The sequence below is a fragment of the Mucilaginibacter sp. UR6-1 genome (genome assembly GCF_020880975.1).
GTDB lineage: Bacteria > Bacteroidota > Bacteroidia > Sphingobacteriales > Sphingobacteriaceae > Mucilaginibacter.
Map to the genome: position 1 here is coordinate 320,431 of NZ_JAJIWP010000003.1, position 17,756 is coordinate 338,186.

The 17,756-nt window shown below is 44.4% G+C and carries 20 protein-coding genes; 13 read left to right on the top strand and 7 right to left on the bottom strand.

The features are described from left to right. Nucleotides 1–60: 60 nt before the first annotated feature. The 6 genes from LJ707_RS20355 to LJ707_RS11855 form a co-directional block, all read right to left on the bottom strand. Nucleotides 61–741, bottom strand: a complete 681-nt coding sequence (locus LJ707_RS20355) for a PKD domain-containing protein (protein WP_304610902.1) — start codon at nt 739–741, stop codon at nt 61–63. A gap of 135 nt (nt 742–876) precedes the next feature. Further along, the gene (locus LJ707_RS11835) at nt 877–1,923 is read right to left on the bottom strand and encodes a hypothetical protein (protein WP_228951165.1); all 1,047 of its coding nucleotides are present in this window, start codon (nt 1,921–1,923) and stop codon (nt 877–879) included. Nucleotides 1,924–1,984: 61 nt separating this feature from the next. Next, a complete protein-coding gene (locus LJ707_RS11840; protein ID WP_228951167.1) occupies nt 1,985–2,872 on the bottom strand; it encodes a class I SAM-dependent methyltransferase in 888 nt (295 codons plus the stop codon). 190 nt (nt 2,873–3,062) lie between these two features. Further along, on the bottom strand, nt 3,063–3,815 hold the full coding sequence (locus LJ707_RS11845) for an ABC transporter ATP-binding protein (RefSeq protein WP_228951169.1): 753 nt from the start codon (nt 3,813–3,815) through the stop codon (nt 3,063–3,065). Further along, nucleotides 3,812–4,543, bottom strand: coding sequence for an ABC transporter permease (locus tag LJ707_RS11850; RefSeq protein WP_228951171.1), 732 nt, complete (start codon nt 4,541–4,543; stop codon nt 3,812–3,814). Before LJ707_RS11850 ends, LJ707_RS11845 begins: the two co-directional genes overlap by 4 nt. A 174-nt stretch (nt 4,544–4,717) precedes the next feature. Beyond that, nucleotides 4,718–4,900, bottom strand: a complete 183-nt coding sequence (locus LJ707_RS11855) for a hypothetical protein (protein WP_228951173.1) — start codon at nt 4,898–4,900, stop codon at nt 4,718–4,720. Between the two features lie 276 nt (nt 4,901–5,176). Here LJ707_RS11855 and LJ707_RS11860 point away from each other — a divergent pair, with 276 nt between their 5' ends. After that, nucleotides 5,177–5,935 (top strand): universal stress protein, encoded by a 759-nt coding sequence (locus LJ707_RS11860; protein WP_228951176.1) that lies wholly within the window; start codon nt 5,177–5,179, stop codon nt 5,933–5,935. A 3-nt stretch (nt 5,936–5,938) separates the two neighbouring features. On the opposite strand, the gene LJ707_RS11865 is transcribed toward LJ707_RS11860, so the two are convergent. Beyond that, nucleotides 5,939–6,823 carry a PfkB family carbohydrate kinase gene (locus LJ707_RS11865; protein WP_228951177.1) on the bottom strand — a complete coding sequence of 295 codons (885 nt, stop codon included), beginning with the start codon at nt 6,821–6,823 and terminating at the stop codon, nt 5,939–5,941. Between the two features lie 88 nt (nt 6,824–6,911). On the opposite strand from LJ707_RS11865, the gene LJ707_RS11870 reads away from it, so the two are divergent. The 12 genes from LJ707_RS11870 to gatA all read left to right on the top strand — a co-directional run bounded on the left by LJ707_RS11870 (nt 6,912) and on the right by gatA (nt 17,690). Continuing rightward, the gene (locus tag LJ707_RS11870; RefSeq protein ID WP_228951178.1) at nt 6,912–7,616 is read left to right on the top strand and encodes an SDR family oxidoreductase; all 705 of its coding nucleotides are present in this window, start codon (nt 6,912–6,914) and stop codon (nt 7,614–7,616) included. Nucleotides 7,617–7,634: 18 nt separating this feature from the next. Further along, nucleotides 7,635–8,234: a PspC domain-containing protein gene (locus tag LJ707_RS11875; RefSeq protein WP_228951179.1), complete on the top strand. Its 600-nt coding sequence runs from the start codon at nt 7,635–7,637 to the stop codon at nt 8,232–8,234. A 3-nt stretch (nt 8,235–8,237) separates the two neighbouring features. Further along, nucleotides 8,238–9,245 carry a LiaI-LiaF-like domain-containing protein gene (locus LJ707_RS11880; protein WP_228951180.1) on the top strand — a complete coding sequence of 336 codons (1,008 nt, stop codon included), beginning with the start codon at nt 8,238–8,240 and terminating at the stop codon, nt 9,243–9,245. A 124-nt stretch (nt 9,246–9,369) separates the two neighbouring features. Continuing rightward, the gene (locus LJ707_RS11885) at nt 9,370–9,663 is read left to right on the top strand and encodes an acylphosphatase (protein ID WP_228951181.1); all 294 of its coding nucleotides are present in this window, start codon (nt 9,370–9,372) and stop codon (nt 9,661–9,663) included. A gap of 21 nt (nt 9,664–9,684) precedes the next feature. After that, nucleotides 9,685–11,187: a lipopolysaccharide biosynthesis protein gene (locus LJ707_RS11890; protein WP_228951182.1), complete on the top strand. Its 1,503-nt coding sequence runs from the start codon at nt 9,685–9,687 to the stop codon at nt 11,185–11,187. Further along, nucleotides 11,184–11,618 (top strand): dUTP diphosphatase, encoded by a 435-nt coding sequence (gene dut / locus LJ707_RS11895; RefSeq protein ID WP_228951184.1) that lies wholly within the window; start codon nt 11,184–11,186, stop codon nt 11,616–11,618. The genes LJ707_RS11890 and dut overlap by 4 nt, the downstream gene beginning before the upstream one ends. Before the next feature lie 9 nt (nt 11,619–11,627). Then, a complete protein-coding gene (locus LJ707_RS11900) occupies nt 11,628–13,358 on the top strand; it encodes a tetratricopeptide repeat protein (protein WP_228951186.1) in 1,731 nt (576 codons plus the stop codon). Then, nucleotides 13,336–14,130, top strand: coding sequence for a DUF4292 domain-containing protein (locus tag LJ707_RS11905; RefSeq protein ID WP_228951188.1), 795 nt, complete (start codon nt 13,336–13,338; stop codon nt 14,128–14,130). The genes LJ707_RS11900 and LJ707_RS11905 overlap by 23 nt, the downstream gene beginning before the upstream one ends. A gap of 17 nt (nt 14,131–14,147) precedes the next feature. Continuing rightward, the gene (locus tag LJ707_RS11910; protein WP_228951190.1) at nt 14,148–15,455 is read left to right on the top strand and encodes a murein hydrolase activator EnvC; all 1,308 of its coding nucleotides are present in this window, start codon (nt 14,148–14,150) and stop codon (nt 15,453–15,455) included. Nucleotides 15,456–15,509: 54 nt separating this feature from the next. After that, entirely contained in the window at nt 15,510–15,935 is a 426-nt protein-coding gene (locus LJ707_RS11915; protein WP_228951192.1) for a twin-arginine translocase TatA/TatE family subunit, read from the top strand. Between the two features lie 40 nt (nt 15,936–15,975). Continuing rightward, nucleotides 15,976–16,176, top strand: coding sequence for a twin-arginine translocase TatA/TatE family subunit (locus LJ707_RS11920; protein WP_228951193.1), 201 nt, complete (start codon nt 15,976–15,978; stop codon nt 16,174–16,176). Nucleotides 16,177–16,268: 92 nt separating this feature from the next. After that, nucleotides 16,269–17,690, top strand: a complete 1,422-nt coding sequence (gene gatA / locus LJ707_RS11925) for an Asp-tRNA(Asn)/Glu-tRNA(Gln) amidotransferase subunit GatA (protein ID WP_228951194.1) — start codon at nt 16,269–16,271, stop codon at nt 17,688–17,690. Nucleotides 17,691–17,756: the final 66 nt, after the last annotated feature.

Here is a 17,756-nt window from a genome sequence, read left to right on the forward strand (position 1 = left end):
AAACGGCGGATATAAATACCCGCCGTTTCAAAAAATCACTATTTAGGTTCACACATTAAATTACTTTGCTGACCGGAGGTAGATCATCGGCCTGACATTAGTTTTTTTAGCCATAAGGCCTTTGTACGATGCTTTACCACGTGTTATTGCCGGGATTGAATTGCTGTTAACGCCCGTACCATCGCCAAAGAAAACTTGCGTATTATCGTTTATAACAAGATCGTTGTTTTGAAACTTAGTAATGCTATAGCCATTTACAACAATAAATATCTGGTTGTTTACCATACCGCCCAGGTGGATGGCATTGCGTGAAGTAAAAACCGTATCGGTACTGCGTGATATGGCCAAAGCACCATGCTCAATAAAGTCAAACAGGTCATTATTGGCATCAACGTAATAGGATACCGCCTCAAAAGCCAGTGATGAATTGTTTTTCACAACATAACTGGCCGTGCCATTGCCCACTTTTATAGCATGTGTACTAACTGAGCCACCGGCGGTAAGCTTAACAGTGTAACTGCCTGCTTTAGTGTAAGCGTGGGTGGGGTTTGCATCGGTTGATGTGCTGCCGTCGCCAAAGTCCCAACTGTAGCTGCTGCCATTTTTAGAGGTGTTGTTAAACGCTACCGATTCTGTTAAATAAAATATTGTTCTTTCGGTTGAAAAGCCCGCAACCGGGTCTTTTTTACATGATGATGCCGCGATAAGCACTACGGCCATCAAAGAGTAGATCTTTTTCATACTTGTGATAAGGGATAAATTTTATGACCACAAGATATGATAATTAAGTTCAAGTTGAATTTTATTTTTCAAGTAAATTTATAGCCGGAATATCAATAAAAAACGCTGCCCTTTTTGAGGCGGCGTTTTTGTTGATTATTGATATTGTATGTAAACCGGTATCGGCTTATACTTCATCAGTTCGGCGGGAGTAAGCATACGCTTAGGCTCTTTCTTAATGTCGTTTTTGTAGAACAATTTAAAACCGGTAAACTGTACCGGCTCCGGATAGATCCAGTGGCGGTATGTGCCCAGCTTTAATGATGGTTCGCCCCAGCCATCCATATCCATTACCACCTGTACCTCGGGGCGGGTTTTAATGTCTTTAGTGTTGGTAACCATTTTACGGGTAAAGCGGTGTACCACTAATATTTTAGGCGGCAGGTTATTCTTTTTAACCAAATCAGCCAGGTAGTTGCTAACGTAGTTAATATCGGCAGCATCATAGGTGCCTATACGCTTACCCGGTTTGCTGCCATCCTTCATGGAGAATTCAGGGTCCATACCAAAATGCACATTAGGCATGGACAGGTACTTTTCTAACAGCGGCAGTTCAGTTTTAATATCACTTAAAGCCACCTGCACATCTAAAAATACTAAAGCATCTACCTTTTTAGCCAGGTAAAGCACAGTATCAATTTGCTTAAATGGCATGCGGTAGCGGTACTTGCCATCCTTACCACCATCTCCCTGGGCAACTACGGCAATATAATGCAGTGCAGGTACAACCGGGGTTGTAGGATCGGCTTTCTCCCAGTTTTTAACCTCGGTTTTTAGTTTGGCCAGCATCTCGTTGGGCGGAAGCTCGCCCAGTATGCCCATTTTTTTTGAGAACAGGTTGCCATAAAAGGCAACCACGCGTTTAAACGGTAGTATAGCACCCGGTAGGGGGTAAGCAGCTTTTTTTACAGGCCAGTAACCATTGGTATCGCCATTGGCCAGTTTGCGGTTCAATGAATCATAAAGCGCTGTATCCAACGGTGGATAGGTTGACTTGTTGATCGTGTCGCCACTTTGATCATCGCCTTTTGCGGCTGTTACACTGCTTTTTGAGGCCGACTTACCGTTGCCGGTACAGTTTGAAAATAGGGTTAAAGTTGATAAACTGAGTAACAACAGTAAAAATAGATGCTTTGCTCTCATGGCAGGTAAAAACAGTTTTATAGTTAGTATTTGTTGTAAATATAATTGAATGGTTAGCCTGTTAAGCTTTTATTTTGCAAAACTTACCAAATACACCAAGCGGCAGTTTAGGCCCGGCAGTGGCTTGCAAATACAGCTCGCCGGTTTCAAAGTTTTGCACCTGCGGATAGGCGCTCTTTACCAGGTTTTCAATAATTACTGATGAAAAACCTAATGAGTAGGTGTTCAGTATCAGGAAGTGTTCTTCCGGGTCAAGCAGTTGTACCACATCGCGCATCATCTCTTTTATGTGGTCTTCCAGCTTCCACTTTTCGCCATTGGGGCCGTGGCCGTAAGCCGGCGGATCAAGTATAATGCCATTGTACTTTTTGCCGCGTTTAAGCTCACGCTTTACAAACTTCAAGGCATCCTCAACCACCCAGCGTATGTTAGTTAAGCCTGATAGTTCCTGGTTTTCATTGGCCCAGGTAACCACTTGTTTAATAGAGTCAACGTGTGTGGTTTCGGCACCGGCAGCATTAGCAATCAATGATGCACCGCCAGTGTATGCAAACAGGTTAAGCACCTTTGGTGTAGATGTTTTAAATTTTTTGATGTTACTGCTGATGTAATCCCAATTTACGGCCTGCTCCGGGAATATGCCCACGTGTTTAAATGAGGTTAAGCCTAAACGGAATTTAATTGCAGCATCCGGGTTTTTATATTCAATGTGCCAGCGGTCAGCCGTTTTAGGATTTTTCTTGACCCATTCACCTGTAGTTGCCGAACGGCCTTTGAATTTTATATGGTGCAGCTTTTGCCATTCACTTTCGGGCAGGGCTTTGTCCCACACGGCCTGCGGCTCGGGGCGGATGAGTATGGTATCGCCAAAACGTTCCAGCTTCTCAAAGTCGCCGCAATCAATCAGTTCGTAATCTTTCCAGTGCGTAGGCGTAAGTAGTTGGATCATTGTTGTTGTTGAAGTCCGGAAGTCGGTAAAGACCGAAAGTCCGGAAGTTTTGTTAGTCCGAAAGTCAGTGTTGACCTAAAGTCCGGAAGTTGTTTTACCGCAAAGTTAATGATATTTCTGTCTTTCGAATTATGAACTTTCGAACTACTTTCTTTCGGTCTTCCCGACTTCTGTCTTTCGGACTTAAAAACTACAGCTTCTCTTTCGCCGCTTCCATAAATTTGCTGGCGAATACAAAATCGTTAAGTTCCTGGTTGTCGGTATGGGCAATTTCCTTGTTTGAGCCTTCCCACCATTTTTGGCCCTGGTGTAAAAAGATGATATGGTCGCCTATACCCATTACCGAGTTCATATCATGGGTTACTATAACAGTGGTAATTTCGTATTCCTTGGTAAGCTCGGCAATCAGTTCATCTATCAGGATGGATGTTTTAGGGTCGAGGCCTGAATTGGGTTCATCCACAAACAAATATTTGGGCTGCATGGATATGGCGCGGGCAATACCCACACGCTTTTTCATACCACCTGAAAGCTCGGCCGGGAAAAGTTTATTCTTACCCTTCAGGTTAACCCGTTCAAGGCAAAAGTTAGCACGGTCAAGCTTTTCGCTTTTTGATTGGTTGGTGAACAGGTTAAGCGGGAACATAATATTCTCCTCAACTGTCATGCTGTCAAACAAAGCCGAATTTTGAAATAGCATACCTATTTCGGTACGTATGGGCACACGCTCCTCAAAGCTCATCTCGGTAAAATTCTGCTCATTAAAAAATACCTGGCCCTTGGTAGGCTCGTGCAGGCCCACTATACATTTAAGTAAGGTGGTTTTACCTGAGCCTGACCCACCGATGATCAAATTATTTTTACCGGGTAAAAATTTAGCGCTGATGCCTTTAAGCACCTCGTTATCGCCGAATGTTTTAAAAATATCCTTTATCTCGATCATAACATTACGCGGGATATAATTAGGTCAGCAAAAAGGATCATGATACAGCTCCAAACCACACCCTGGGTGGCTGATTGGCCTACCTCCAAAGCACCGCCCGAAGTATAAAAACCCTGGTAAGCGCAAACCGAAGTGATGATGAAACCGAATGTGAATGATTTTACCAGCGATGCCTGTAAGGTGATGGGCAAAAAGCCATCGCGCAGGCCGAGGATATAATCAGCAGGAGAAATATCGCCCGAAGCGGCACAAGCTATATAACCGCCGGCCAGGCCAAGGCATATTGACAGTATATTAAGCATGGGCACCATAGTAATACCGGCCAGTATTTTTGGCGATATAAGGTATCCCGGAGCGTTAACGCCCATAATTTCGAGCGCGTCTATCTGCTCGGTTACGCGCATGGTGCCTATTTGAGAGGCGATGCTTGAACCAACACGGCCGGCTAACACCAGTGCCGATATGGTGGGACTGAATTCAAGAATGGTTGAATCGCGAGAGATGCTGCCTGCAATAGTGGCCGGTACCAGCGGACTGGTAAGCTGAAAAGCCACCTGGATAACCGCTACTGCGCCAATAAACAGGGATATGATGCTGATGATACCCAACGACCCTATGCCGATGGACACCATTTCGCGCATAATCTCGGCCCAGTAAACACTGAATTTCTCGGGCCTTTTAAAACTTAATCGTAATAAAAGTATATATCTGCCTAAACTGGTAAACATTTGTTGCTATATAAATCGGGTTAAAAGTACATTTTTAATATCAAACTGTTTTTTGAAACCCGCATGGTAACGTGAATTTAGCAGTTGTACTAAAATTATGTATTAAAGAGTAAGAAGGGAAAAATTGTTTGGTAAGGAGTATAAATTATCCCGGCCACTAATTTTTACTGTATATTACTCCATACGTTTAATGATCGCGTTATCTCCCTCTTCGGGTATTTCACCGGCCTGGCTATCGCCCGCGAGTTGTTTGGCGGTCATCAGTTGGTTTTTAATTATTTCCAGTTCAGGGTTGCCTTCAGTTAAGGCGATCAATGTGTTCAGTTGCTTCCAGCTTGCTTCAATTTCTACTCTCATATATTAGCATCAGCAAAGGCTGCGCCACAATTATTAAGGTTGTAAGGCATTGCCGGGAGAAGGGTATTGTAACCTGAATTTAATTTTTAATTATTTTTTTAATCCTGATTAAAACCATTTAAAACACGCCTTGTTTCTTTTTTTAGAATAGCGAACCCACCACTACGCTAAACAACCTGACAAATTAATTTTTAGAAGTTCCCGTTTAGAATTTTGCTGATGCACCCTGTTGGCGTGTAATGTTTTGTTTGTGTTTTTTTACTACAACTACCGTATATGAAAGAAGTATTGTTATTAAGTGATGGCTCGATACACAGTGACCGGGCTATGCGCATGGCTGCCGAACTTGCACGGCTTGCCGGAGTGCCTTTAGTGGTGGCCAATGTGGCCGATGTTAAGGCAAGTGTTAAAGTTTTGGTTTCAGGCGAGTTTGATGAAACAGAATCGCGGGGGCCTGAAACTACTGCTTATGGCGAGCAGATAGAGGCCTGCGGTCTTAAAGAAGCCGAGCTTGCGCAGCTTATCAATCAGCGCAATTCATCATTGCTTATAAGCGGTTTGAGTAACAATACTACCATTTGTTTGCATAGTATATTAAGCAGGGTTACCTGCCCGGTGCTGGTACTGCCCGAGTATTACACCTTCAGCAGCCTTAAACGCATTACATACATGGCCGATTTGCGTTATTGCCAGTTGCCTATTGTAAGGTATCTGGCTAATTTAGGCAAAGGCAGCAATGCCAGTGTGCACGTGGCCCACTTACCGGCCAGCGGTTTGCCCCGTATGGATGAAAGCTACGCCCTCGACGTTTTTAACGATGGCATACGCCGTTTTGTTAATTATGATAACCTGAAATTTAGTAATACCACCGAGCGCAATGTGCAGAAAGCTACGGACGTTATTATCAATACCATGAAAACCGACCTGCTGGCACTGGCCAACCACCAGTACCATTTTAGGGAAGTGCTGCAAGGCAAACTCACCGCCGACGCGCTGAACAGCTTGCATGTGCCTGTGCTTGTATTCCCGGGATAGATTTTAATGATTCATAAAGCCAAGTATATCCGCCTCATTGCCCCTGAATGCGCCGGATATACCTGCCTTTAACCCGGCCATAGCCGAAGCGAAATGTCCGGCTTCATCAACAGTTGAGCCCGTAGCGCGTTTGTACAAGTAGCCTGCCATGTAGGTATCCCCGCAACCTGTGGCATCCTTAAATTCAGTGGGTTTATAAACGGGGATATTGTAAAATTCACCATCGGCATAAATTAATGAACCCTGTGTACCCAAGGTTATCACCACCTCTTTAACACCCATAGCGGTTAACAACTTTGCACCCTCATGTATATTTTCGGTACCTGTAAGTACGGTTATTTCATGTTCATTAACCTTGAGTATGTGCACATAAGGTAGAAGTGCCGCCTTGTCCGCCCAGTCGATAGCCATAACTTCAGTCCCCACAACCTCGCGCAGTAAACCCTGCGCATCAAGCGATAGGGTTCCTTTTAATGATAGCGCCTTAAATATCTCCGCGTCAATATCATCAGCTAATAAAGGGCCTAAATGATAAAAACGGGCCGAGGTACCGGCAACATCAGCAGTTGTAAAGGCATCTGCCTTTTGCAATACGCGCTGGGTACGGTGGTCGGAATTTTCGGCGTAGCTGTTCTCAAAGTAAACGGTATGCCTGCTGGGCAGCGCGGTAAGCTCAATACCTGCTTGCTGTAAGCCCTCAGCATAAGCCATTTGCTCCTGCGCCAGGGCGGTTATCAGCTTATAGCTAACCGGCATTTGCCTTACGGCGTGCGAAAAGTAAAAGGCTGTACCGCCGGGCATATAAACCTCGTGCTGCGGAGTGACAACCTTATCGTGCGTAATGTGGCCAATGCAGCATATATCGTAAATGGTAGTATTTGTACTCATCAAAATAAAGGGTGAAAAAGTAAAGGTAAAATTTGTATTAACTTTAAGCTATATCTTAGCCAAAAATCAACCACAAACACACGATAATATGAAGAACGCCATCATCACCGGCGGCACCAAGGGTATGGGCCGCGCCATTACTATAGCATTGGTTAAACAGGGTATCAATGTATCCATCTGCTCGCGTAATGCTGCCGAGCTGGATGCTTTTAAGGCCGAATTGATCGCCATTAATCCAGAAATAAAGGTATTTACCACCGTTGCTGACTGCAGCATCCTCACAGAGCTGAAAAATTTTGCCGAATTCACCGAGAAAAACATGGGCTTCGTCGATATTTTGGTGAATAATGTGGGTATGTTCAAGCCTGCGGCTATACTTGATGATGATGAAGGATCATACCAAAAACAGATGGATACCAACCTGCGCCCGGCCTATGAGTTGTACCGTTTCTTCGGTAAAAGCATGGTTTCTGTCGGTAAAGGGCATATCTTCAATATATGCTCGGTAGCGGGGCTTGATCCTATAGCTGAGGCAGGTGTGTATAGCGTAACAAAGTATGCTTTGGTAGGTCTTAATAAGGTAATGAAGCTCGAAATGCAGCCACACGGTGTAAAGGTCACCGCGATAATTCCGGGGTCAACGTATACCGACTCATGGAAAGGCGCACAGGTTGATACCAACCGGATGGTTTTACCCGAAGATGTTGCATCGGCCATTACAACTATATTAAACATGAGTAATGGCGCTAACGTTGACGAGATCATCATCAAACCAACCTACGGCCAGATTTAGAAACAAACTGACAAAGCAATGGAAAAGAAACTTTATCGCGACGAACTCCGCAAAAAGGTAGGTGGTGTTTGCGCTGGCTTAGCCGACTACTTCGGTGTTGATGTATCAATCATCAGGGTTATATTTTTGGTAACCTTTATTGTAAAAGGCTTTGGCGGCCTTATATATGTTATCCTGTGGATTGTATTGCCAAAACGTAACGTATATTTTGACCCTAACGTTGGCTATACCGTTCCGCCGCCGCAGGAGCCATACAATCCGTTTAAAAGCAGCAGCGAGCCAAACTTTACCATGCCCAACTATGAAGCAGGCAAGCCTTTTGGCAGTGTGCCTCCGGTAAAGAAAACCTCAAGCGTAGGTGTTATAATGGGTGCTATCCTGATAATCATCGGCGGTGCTTTTTTGCTTGATGAGTTTAACCTGATACCTGATGTTGATTTTGATGTGCTTTGGCCATTACTTTTGGTTGGCGCGGGTATAGCCTTTATATTATCGGGCGCTAAATCGCAGCCCTGGGAGCGTAAGGATTGGAACCAGCCCGCCCCTGAGCAGCCTGCCGCAACCGAGCCTGAGAAAAAGGAAGAGCAAACTTTTAATGATAACCCTCCAACTGTATAAGCCATGAGAAACGATAAACTGATGACAGGCTTAGTGCTTGTTTTAATAGGCGTAGCGTACTTATTGTCGCACTTTGGATATGTTCACATACACTGGATGAACTTTTGGCGCCTGTGGCCTATATTCCTGGTAATAGCGGGTGTTAACTTAATATTCGCCAACAATAAGTCGGGCACGGCAACGGCTATCAGAGCCATTGTTTTAGTAGGTGGTTTAGCGGTGATATTGTTTGCCGATACCGGTGGTCGTTATTTTTGGGAGCCACGCAACTTTCGTTACCACCTGGATGATAAAGGCTGGCACCGTAACAATCGTGATGACGACAATGATGATAATGACGATGATGATAACGACCGCGATATTGTTAAGGTTGAAGGCAACAGCAATTTTAAGTATGCCTACTCGCCCGATATTAAGGTAGCCGAATTGAACATTAGCGGTGGCGGTGCAACATACAAGTTAAGCGATACTACCTCATCGCAACTATTCAGCGCTTCAACCAAAGAGTTTTTGAACCGTTATGAATTCACTAACAGTAAAACCGACTCGCTGGCTGTATTGAACTTCAAGATGCGCGATAATGGTAAAAGCCATAATTTTAAATGGGACAGTGACCATGCCAATGAAGCGGATTTTAAGTTGAATACCCTTCCGGTTTGGGATATCAACGTAAAAACAGGTGCGGCCGAGATCGATTTTGACCTGTCGAAATTCAAGGTGCGTAAGCTTAACATCAGTGGCGGCGCGGCATCATTTGATGTTAAAATGGGCCAGCCGCTGGCTACTACCATGGTTGAGGTATCAACAGGTGTATCCGAGATCAAATTGCAGGTACCTGAGGGGGCCGCTTGCAGCATAACTACCGATTCGGGCTTATCATCAACCAACATCAACGGTTTTACCAAGGTAGATGATAACCGTTATGAAACCCCGGGCTTTGCATCAGCCAAAAACAAAATGTACATCAAAATGAAAGGCGGCATATCCGACTTTAACGTAAGCAAATATTAAAACCCTTTTCACAATTGCTATATACAATCACGAAGCCGACCTTGATAGGTCGGCTTTTTTTGTGTGGTAACCGCTGTGTTTAATTGCAGATAAACTATTTTTGCCGTGTAATTTATCCTAATCAATGAAAAAACACCTCGATATAACCGTTACCGGCAAAGTGCAGCATGTTTTTTACCGGGCATCAACCAAGGCCGTGGCCGATCAGTTAGGCGTTAAGGGTTTGGTACGTAACGAGGCCGATGGTAGTGTTTTTATTGAGGCCGAAGCCGATGCCGGCACCATGAGCATGTTTTTAGATTGGTGCCACGAAGGCCCCGAGGATGCCGAGGTTGCCGCCGTTGAAACCCATGAGGGCGAATTAAAAAACTATCGTAATTTTGAGGTTGTAAAAATAAACCGCACGCTTGGGGCGTAGGGGTTAAAAACTCATAGTCATTTGTCAACTGCTAAAAAATTTGCCGGGCAAACCGCTGTTTATGGTTTAACTACCATCTTACCACGAATACTCACGTTTTTTTTAACGCCTGTATATGTAAAAACCTTCACTACCAATACCTACGGTATTTTAAATACCATGTATAGTTGGACCACGCTGCTAAACCCGCTGCTGGCTTTTGGTATGGAAACTACCTATTTCAGGTACCTGAATAAGCATCCCGAAAAAAAGCAGCATGTGTATGATAACTCCTTTGGGGTTATTTTGCTGATGATAGGCATATTGCTGTTCATAACATTGCCCTGGGTTAATCATTTGGCCGCGTGGATAGCTATTGATGATAAAACCCCGGTATCTGAGTACGCGCTTTATATAAAATTATTTATCAGCGTAATGGCGCTTGATGCCATTTGCGTGGTGCCCTTTGCCAAGATACGGGGCGAAGGCCGGCCGGGCAGATATGGCTTTATTAAAGTAGCCAACATACTGATTTTTGTGGGGCTTAACCTGTTCCTGATATTCGGTGTGCCCTTTATTATTGATAATGGCTTACCCGGCGCAAATTGGATAGCGGGTTGGTATCGCCCGCATTGGTTGGGTTATGTATTTATCTCAAATCTGGTAGCCAGCGCTATAACTGTGTTAATGGTACTACCCGAATTGCTTAGCTTTAAACTGCGTTTTGATAAGCAGATGTTGGGCGAAATGTTAAGTTATAGCTGGCCTGTATTGATTGCCAACTTTTCGTTTATTATTAACGAAAATCTTGATAAATTACTTTTAGGGCAATTGTTGTCCATTGATACAGCCGGTGAGCAGGTAGGTATTTATACAGCTTGCGCCAAAATATCGGTGTTCCTGAATATTTTTATACAGGCGTTCCGGCTGGGTGCCGAGCCATTTTTTTTCAGCAGTGCAAAAAACAAAAATTCTGGGCAGATATATGCCCGCATCATGAATTATTTTGTGATCGCGATTTGTGTCATCTTTATTGGCATAGTAGCTAATATTGAACTGCTTAAATATTTTATTAAAGCCAAAGGCGCTATACAGCGCGACTTATACTGGTCGGGTTTGCGGGTGGTGCCTATTTTGCTTTTTGGTTACCTTAGTTTGGGTATCTACATGAACCTTTCTGTTTGGTATAAACTGTCCGATCAAACTAAGTATGGCCTGTACATATCAGGCCTTGGGGCATTGTTTACCATTGTTTTTAACCTGATGTTCATCCCATCATACGGTTATATGGCATCAGCCTGGATATCCTTAGGGGCGTATACCCTGATGTCGGTACTATCATACGTGTGGGGGCAGCGCAATTATCCTATCCCGTATAACCTTAAAAAAAATCTGGCTTATATATTGAGTTCGGCAGTAATTGTTTACCTGTCGTTTGTGGTGTTTAGCCGTAACATTTTTGTGGGTAACGCCCTTTTGGTTGCTTATACGGCAACCGCCTTTTATTTTGAACGTAAACAATTATTGAGCATATTTAAGAGATGATCGTACGAGTAATAAACAAGTCGGCTAACGCGTTGCCGGCTTATGAAACTTTGCATGCCGCCGGTATGGACCTCCGTGCCGACCTGCAAGAACCCGTGACCCTGAAACCACTGGAGCGCCAGTTGATACCTACCGGCCTGCACATTGAGCTGCCCGAGGGTTTTGAGGCGCAGATCCGCCCGCGTAGCGGCCTGGCCTTTAAGCATGGCATCAGTATAGTAAACTCGCCGGGTACGGTTGATGCCGATTACCGCGGCGAGATCAAGGTACTGCTGGTCAACCTGTCAAACCAGGATTTTGTGGTGAACGCTGGTGAGCGCATAGCCCAAATGGTGGTGGCCCGTCATGAAAAGGTAGAATGGCAGGAAGTTGAACTGCTGAACGAAACAAGCCGCGGCACAGGCGGTTATGGTCATACCGGTATCGGTTAATAAACATTAATGAAAAAGCTTTTCATCATTATACTGTTGCTGCCCGTGGCGGCCATTGCCCAAAATAAAAAAGGGGCAAAGGGCGGCGGCGTGGTAATGGTTGTGGGTAAACCCATGACCTCGTTAGACAGTATTATGGTAAAGCAGCTTTTCTTTTCGGCCATAAGGGAGAAAACCATCGAGAACTTTACCCTGGCTGCCGATCTGTTTAACCGTTGCCTGCAGATTGACCCAGCCAATGATGCCGCCATGTATGAGCTTGCCGCGCTGCGGAAAACGCAAAATCGTGAGGCTGATGCACAGATACTGCTTGAACGTGCCGTTACTGTAAACCGCGATAACGAGTGGTATTGGGTGGCACTTGCTGATAGCTATCAAAAAACCAATGACCTTGACAAGCTGGAATATGTGTATGATGAATTAACGCGCATCAACCCAAAGCCCGACTATTATTTTGATAAGGCCAATGCCTATTTTTTGCTGAAAAAGTATGATGATGCCCTGGCTGTTTACAATAAACTGGAAGGCATAACCGGTTTAACTGACGATCTGCTGATCAATCGCCAAAAGGTTTATCTTAAACAAAATAAGCTCGACAAGGCAACGGCTGAGCTCGATACCATGATAGCCGCCAACCCCGGTGAGTTGCGTTATTATTTGCTCAAGGCAGAGCTGTATAACTCAAACGGGTTTAGCGATAAGGCATTGATAGTGCTTGAACAGGCCGCCAAAATTAACCCGGATAACGGTATGCTGCATTTGGCACTGGCGGATATTTACCGGGATAAAAAGGATATGGAAGGTAGTTTTAAGCAACTTTCCATCGCTTTTGCCAGTCCGGATATTGATGTTAACCAAAAGATCAAGATCATATTAGGTTACTTGCCCAAACTGCAGGACCCCGCCGCACGTACCAGCGCATTGGAGCTAAGCCGTATACTGGCCACCACGCATCCCGATGATGCCAAGGCGCAGGCACTGTATGCCGATATGCTGGTGCAGAATGAAAAGTATGCTGATGCCAAGCCGCTTTTTAAAAAAGCTATTTTGCTGAGTAAGGATAATTATGCAGCTTTTGAGCAGCTTGTACGCATTGAACTATCTGAAAACAAGGTAGACGATGCCATACGTGACGGTGAGGAGGCCATGACCTACTTCCCGAACCAGGCCTGGATGAATTATTTGCTGGGTACGGCCTACTATCAAAAAAAGAATTTTTCTAAGGCTTTAAGCTATCTTAAAACTGCTGCCGCGCTTAATAGTGATGATAATAACCTGGGCGGCTATATTTACTCAATATTGGGCGATTGCTTTCATGAGTTGAAGAATGACAAGGCATCTGACGATGCTTATACAAAATCGCTTACCTATAATCCGGATAATGCGTATACGCTGAACAATTATGCGTACTATTTATCGTTAAGAGGAGAACTGCTTGATAAAGCCGCGCAGATGGCTAAGCGTGCCAATGAGCTTCAGCCCAACACCGCTTCGTTTGAAGATACCTACGCCTGGATACTGTTTAAACAAAAAAAGTATGCCGAGGCAAAAGTGTGGATGGAGAAGGCCCTGGTGCACGATAAAAATAATAGTGCGGTACAAACAGAACATTATGGCGATATAATGTTTTACTTAGGCGATACCGAGGCTGCCATGCAAAACTGGAAGAAAGCGAAGTTAAATGGTAGCAAATCGGCAGTGTTAGAGCGAAAGATCAATGAAAAAAAATACGTGGAATAAAATTCTGATAATAATTTTCGGCCTGCTTGTTTTTGCAAGCTGTAAGTCGAAAAAGCAGGTGGTGGTTAACCGTAATGCAACAACGGCAAAGCCTGTAAACGATGTAGAAACACGGTTGGCAGCCATCCGTTCAAAGCAGCTTACCTTCAATACATTTTCGGCCAAGGCAAAAACAAAGCTTAACATCAATGGCAACGATCAGGATGTTACGCTAAATTTTCGCATCAACCGCGATAAAAAGATATGGGTATCGGTAACGGCCTTATTAGGCGTTGAGGTGGCCCGCGCGCTGATAACGCCCGATAGCATACAGGTTATTAATAAATTCCAGGGCGTATACCTTAAAAAGCCGTTCAGCTACATTCATAAATTTGCCAGCAGGCAAATAGATTATATTACCCTGCAATCGTTACTGGTGGGTAATGCCATCCCTAAACTGCTTAATGAGGATATAATATTTGAGCCCGGCGCTGCTAACCTAACCGGTTCGGGCAAGCTGGATGAGCTGGTGTATAAGCTTGTTTTGGGTGCCGATATGCGGGTTACACAAACCAGTTTGGCTAATGAGCAATTGCAGCAATCCTTACAGGTAACTAACAACGTATTTATACAAACGGCAGATAACAAAGTGGTGCCATCGCAAATTGATATCGCTTCTGTTGTGAAAAAACAAAAAATACAGGTTAATTTGCGTTACAATAAAGTTGAGTTTGATCAGCCGTTAGATTATCCGTTCAGTATTCCTGATAAGTATTCGCCCGCGGCAGATTGACCCCTTAAATAAGCTTAATGAAATTTTTTAGACTGTTACTGATCTTTATTTGCACCTGCGTAGCCGTAAACTCGTTTGCGCAAAGCAGTGCCGAATTAAAGCGCCGCCGCGAAAAGCTTAATGATGAGCTTGATGAGCTTAACCGCGAGTATGATAAGGTAAGAAAAGATAAAAGCGTTTCGTTAAAACAGCTTAATATCCTGAAGGCGCAAATAAACCTGCGGGAGGATAAGATCAGTACCATTAACAGCGAGGTGCGCAACCTTGATAACCAGATCTCGGAAAATACCAATACTGTACATACCCTGCAAGGCCAGTTAGATCAGCTTAAAAAGGATTATGCCGGTATGGTACTTTTTGCCTACCATAACAAAAGCGCCTATAATAAACTGATGTTTATTTTTGCCGCCAGTGATTTTAACCAGGCATATAAAAGGCTTAAATATTTGCAGCAATTTGGTAACTATCGCCAGCGCCAGGCCGAGTCAATACAAGGCACACAAAAAGATCTGGGTATAAAGATCAACGTGCTCGATCGTACCAAGAAGGAAAAGCGTACGCTGTTAGAGGATCAGGAGAAAGAAAAACGAAACCTTGACAAGCAACGGTCAGACCAGGTAGTGGTAGTAAGCAAGCTATCAAAGCAACAAGGTTATCTTAAACAGCAGCAGCGTACAAAGTCAAAACAAATCAGCGCTATTAACAGGCAGATCTCATCGGCTATCCGTAAAGAAATTGCCGAGGCAAGGCGTAAAGCGGAGGCCGAAGCCCGTGAACGTGCTGCGGCCGAGCGTGCAAGGATAGCGGCAGCGGAAAGGGACAACAAACCGGCGCCTGTTGCATCAAACAAACCGAAAGAAATTACCAAAAGCTCAAGTAATAGTGATGTGTTGAACGCCACGCCGGAAGCGGCCCGTTTATCAAACGATTTTTTGGGTAACCGCGGCAGTTTGCCATGGCCGGTAACCAACGGCACAATAACACAGGGCTTTGGTACGTATTATATAGAGGGTATAAAAACCGAAAATACCGGGGTTGATATACGCACCAGCAGCGGTGCTACCGTACGCGCCGTATTTAATGGCGAGGTAAGTAATGTGGTTAACGTAAGCGGTACTTACCTGGTGGTAATAAGGCATGGCGAGTACTTTACAGCATACTCAAACCTGCGCTCGGCAAGTGTGGCGCGCGGGCAAAAGGTAAGTACCAAGCAGGCGGTAGGAGTTGTAGCTACTGATGGGGCCACGGGCGAAACCGAGGTGCACTTTGACCTTTACAAAGGCCAAACACCGGTTAACCCCAAAATATGGCTTGCGCCTGATTAATTGAGAAACTATATAAGATAGTAATTGTATATATTTGTAAGCTAATTGAATATCATGCACAATTCAGTTTTTTTGTTTTTAAATATTGGTACGGGCGAACTGATGCTGATATTTTTTGTTGCGCTGCTTTTGTTTGGCGGTGATAAGTTGCCGGGCCTGGCCAAAAGCCTGGGCAGAGGCATACGTGATTTTAAGGATGCATCAGAAGATGTGAAGCGCGAGATCAATAAACAGATCAATAACTTTGACGACGAAAAGCCAGCTAAGCCAAAACAGCTTGCAAGCACTGAGCCTGTTGAAGAAAATACTACAGTTGCCGAAATAACTGAAACTAATAACAACCACGAGCCTGAAAATAACGTAGATACTGAAACAGAGGTTGCTGTTAACCATGCTGATGATAACAGCGCGGACGAACAGCCCGAAGTTAAATCGCCTGATTTTAGCAGGCCGGCCAATACGTTTGAGTACAAAGGTTAATTGAACAGAATTATTTATCATACTATAAAAATTAAAGATCATGGGATTAGGAACACCGGAAATTATTGTAATCGTTGTGGTGATCTTGTTGCTGTTTGGGGGTAAAAAAATCCCTGAGCTTATGCGAGGTTTAGGCAAGGGTGTTAAGGAGTTTAAAGATGCGAGCAACAATCCATCTGATGACAATGTTACAACCACGCATACCAACGAGCATACAAACACTACAAAAGCCAATTCATAAGGTTTCGTAAGTTCGCTATCTGCGAAAAAGGTATTTAAAACTTATCTGTTGATAATTGTACATTCAACGGATAAGTTTTTTATTTTAGCCCCATGGCTAAATTTTATTCCTCTTTAACTGAAATTAAAAGTAAGTTGCAAAGCGGAGAGGTAACGGTTGCAAAGCTTGTTACCGGTTATCTTGAACAGATCAGTACCTACGCTCACCTGAATGCCTTTAACGAGGTTTTTGCTGATGAAGCCGCCGCGCAGGCCAAACAGGTTGATGCCCGTTTAAAGCAAGGCACCGCAGGCAGGCTTGCAGGTATGGTTATCGCCATAAAAGATAACATCTGTTACGAAGGCCATAAGGTATCGGCCTCTTCAAAAATCCTTTCAAATTTTACTTCCATATTCTCATCAACCATAGTTAAGCGTTTGCTTGCCGAGGATGCAGTGATCATTGGTCGTTGTAATTGCGACGAATTTGCCATGGGCGCCGCTAACGAGAATTCATATTATGGTGCGGTACGTAACTTTGCTGATAATAACCGTGTTTCTGGTGGCTCGTCAGGCGGGTCGGCGGTAGCTGTGCAGGCCAACATGTGCCATGCCGCTATCGGTACAGATACCGGCGGCTCAGTAAGGCAGCCCGCGTCATTTTGCGGAATGATTGGTTTTAAACCTACCTATGGCCGTATATCCCGTCATGGTATTATAGCGTACGCTTCATCGTTTGATCAGGTTGGGCCTATTACACGTTCGGTTGAGGATGCCGCCCTGTTGTACGAGATCATGGCCGGTGCTGATGATTATGACAGCACCTTGTCGCGCAAGGCGGTTAATGCCGCGCCGGTAGTTGCCGATCCATCAAAAAAACGCATTGCATATTTACAGGAAGCCGTATCAAGCAGGGGCGTAGATAATGATGTTAAAACGGCAATGGTAAATACTATTGATAAACTACGTGCCGAAGGCCATACCGTTGAGCCCATCAGCTTTGAATATCTGGATTACCTGGTGCCTACTTATTATATACTGGCCACAGCCGAGGCATCATCAAACCTGGCACGTTATGATGGTGTGCACTACGGCTACCGCAGCCCGGAAGCTACCGATCTGCAATCAACATACAAAAGATCACGGTCTGAGGGTTTTGGCAAGGAGGTTAAGCGCCGCATTATGCTGGGAACCTTTGTGTTGAGTGCCGGTTACTATGATGCCTATTACGCCAAGGCGCAAAAGGTACGTAGGCTGATCCGTACAAAAACCGAGGAGATACTTAACCAGTACGATTTTTTATTAGTACCAACGGCTCCTGAACCTGCCTTTGAGATAGGTAAAGGTGAAACTGACCCGGTGCGCTCATACCTTGCCGATATATTTACCGTACAGGCATCATTAGCCGGTGTGCCGGCAATATCATTACCCGTGGGCAATAATAGTAAGGGATTGCCGTTAGGGTTACAATTGTTAGCCAAACACTTTGCAGAGCAGGAGCTATTCAACTTCGCTGAATATTTCCTCAAACTATAAAAAATTAATACCTTAGTAATTTGCGCAACCATGCGCTTTTATTAGCCGTATAAAAATCCCTAACGA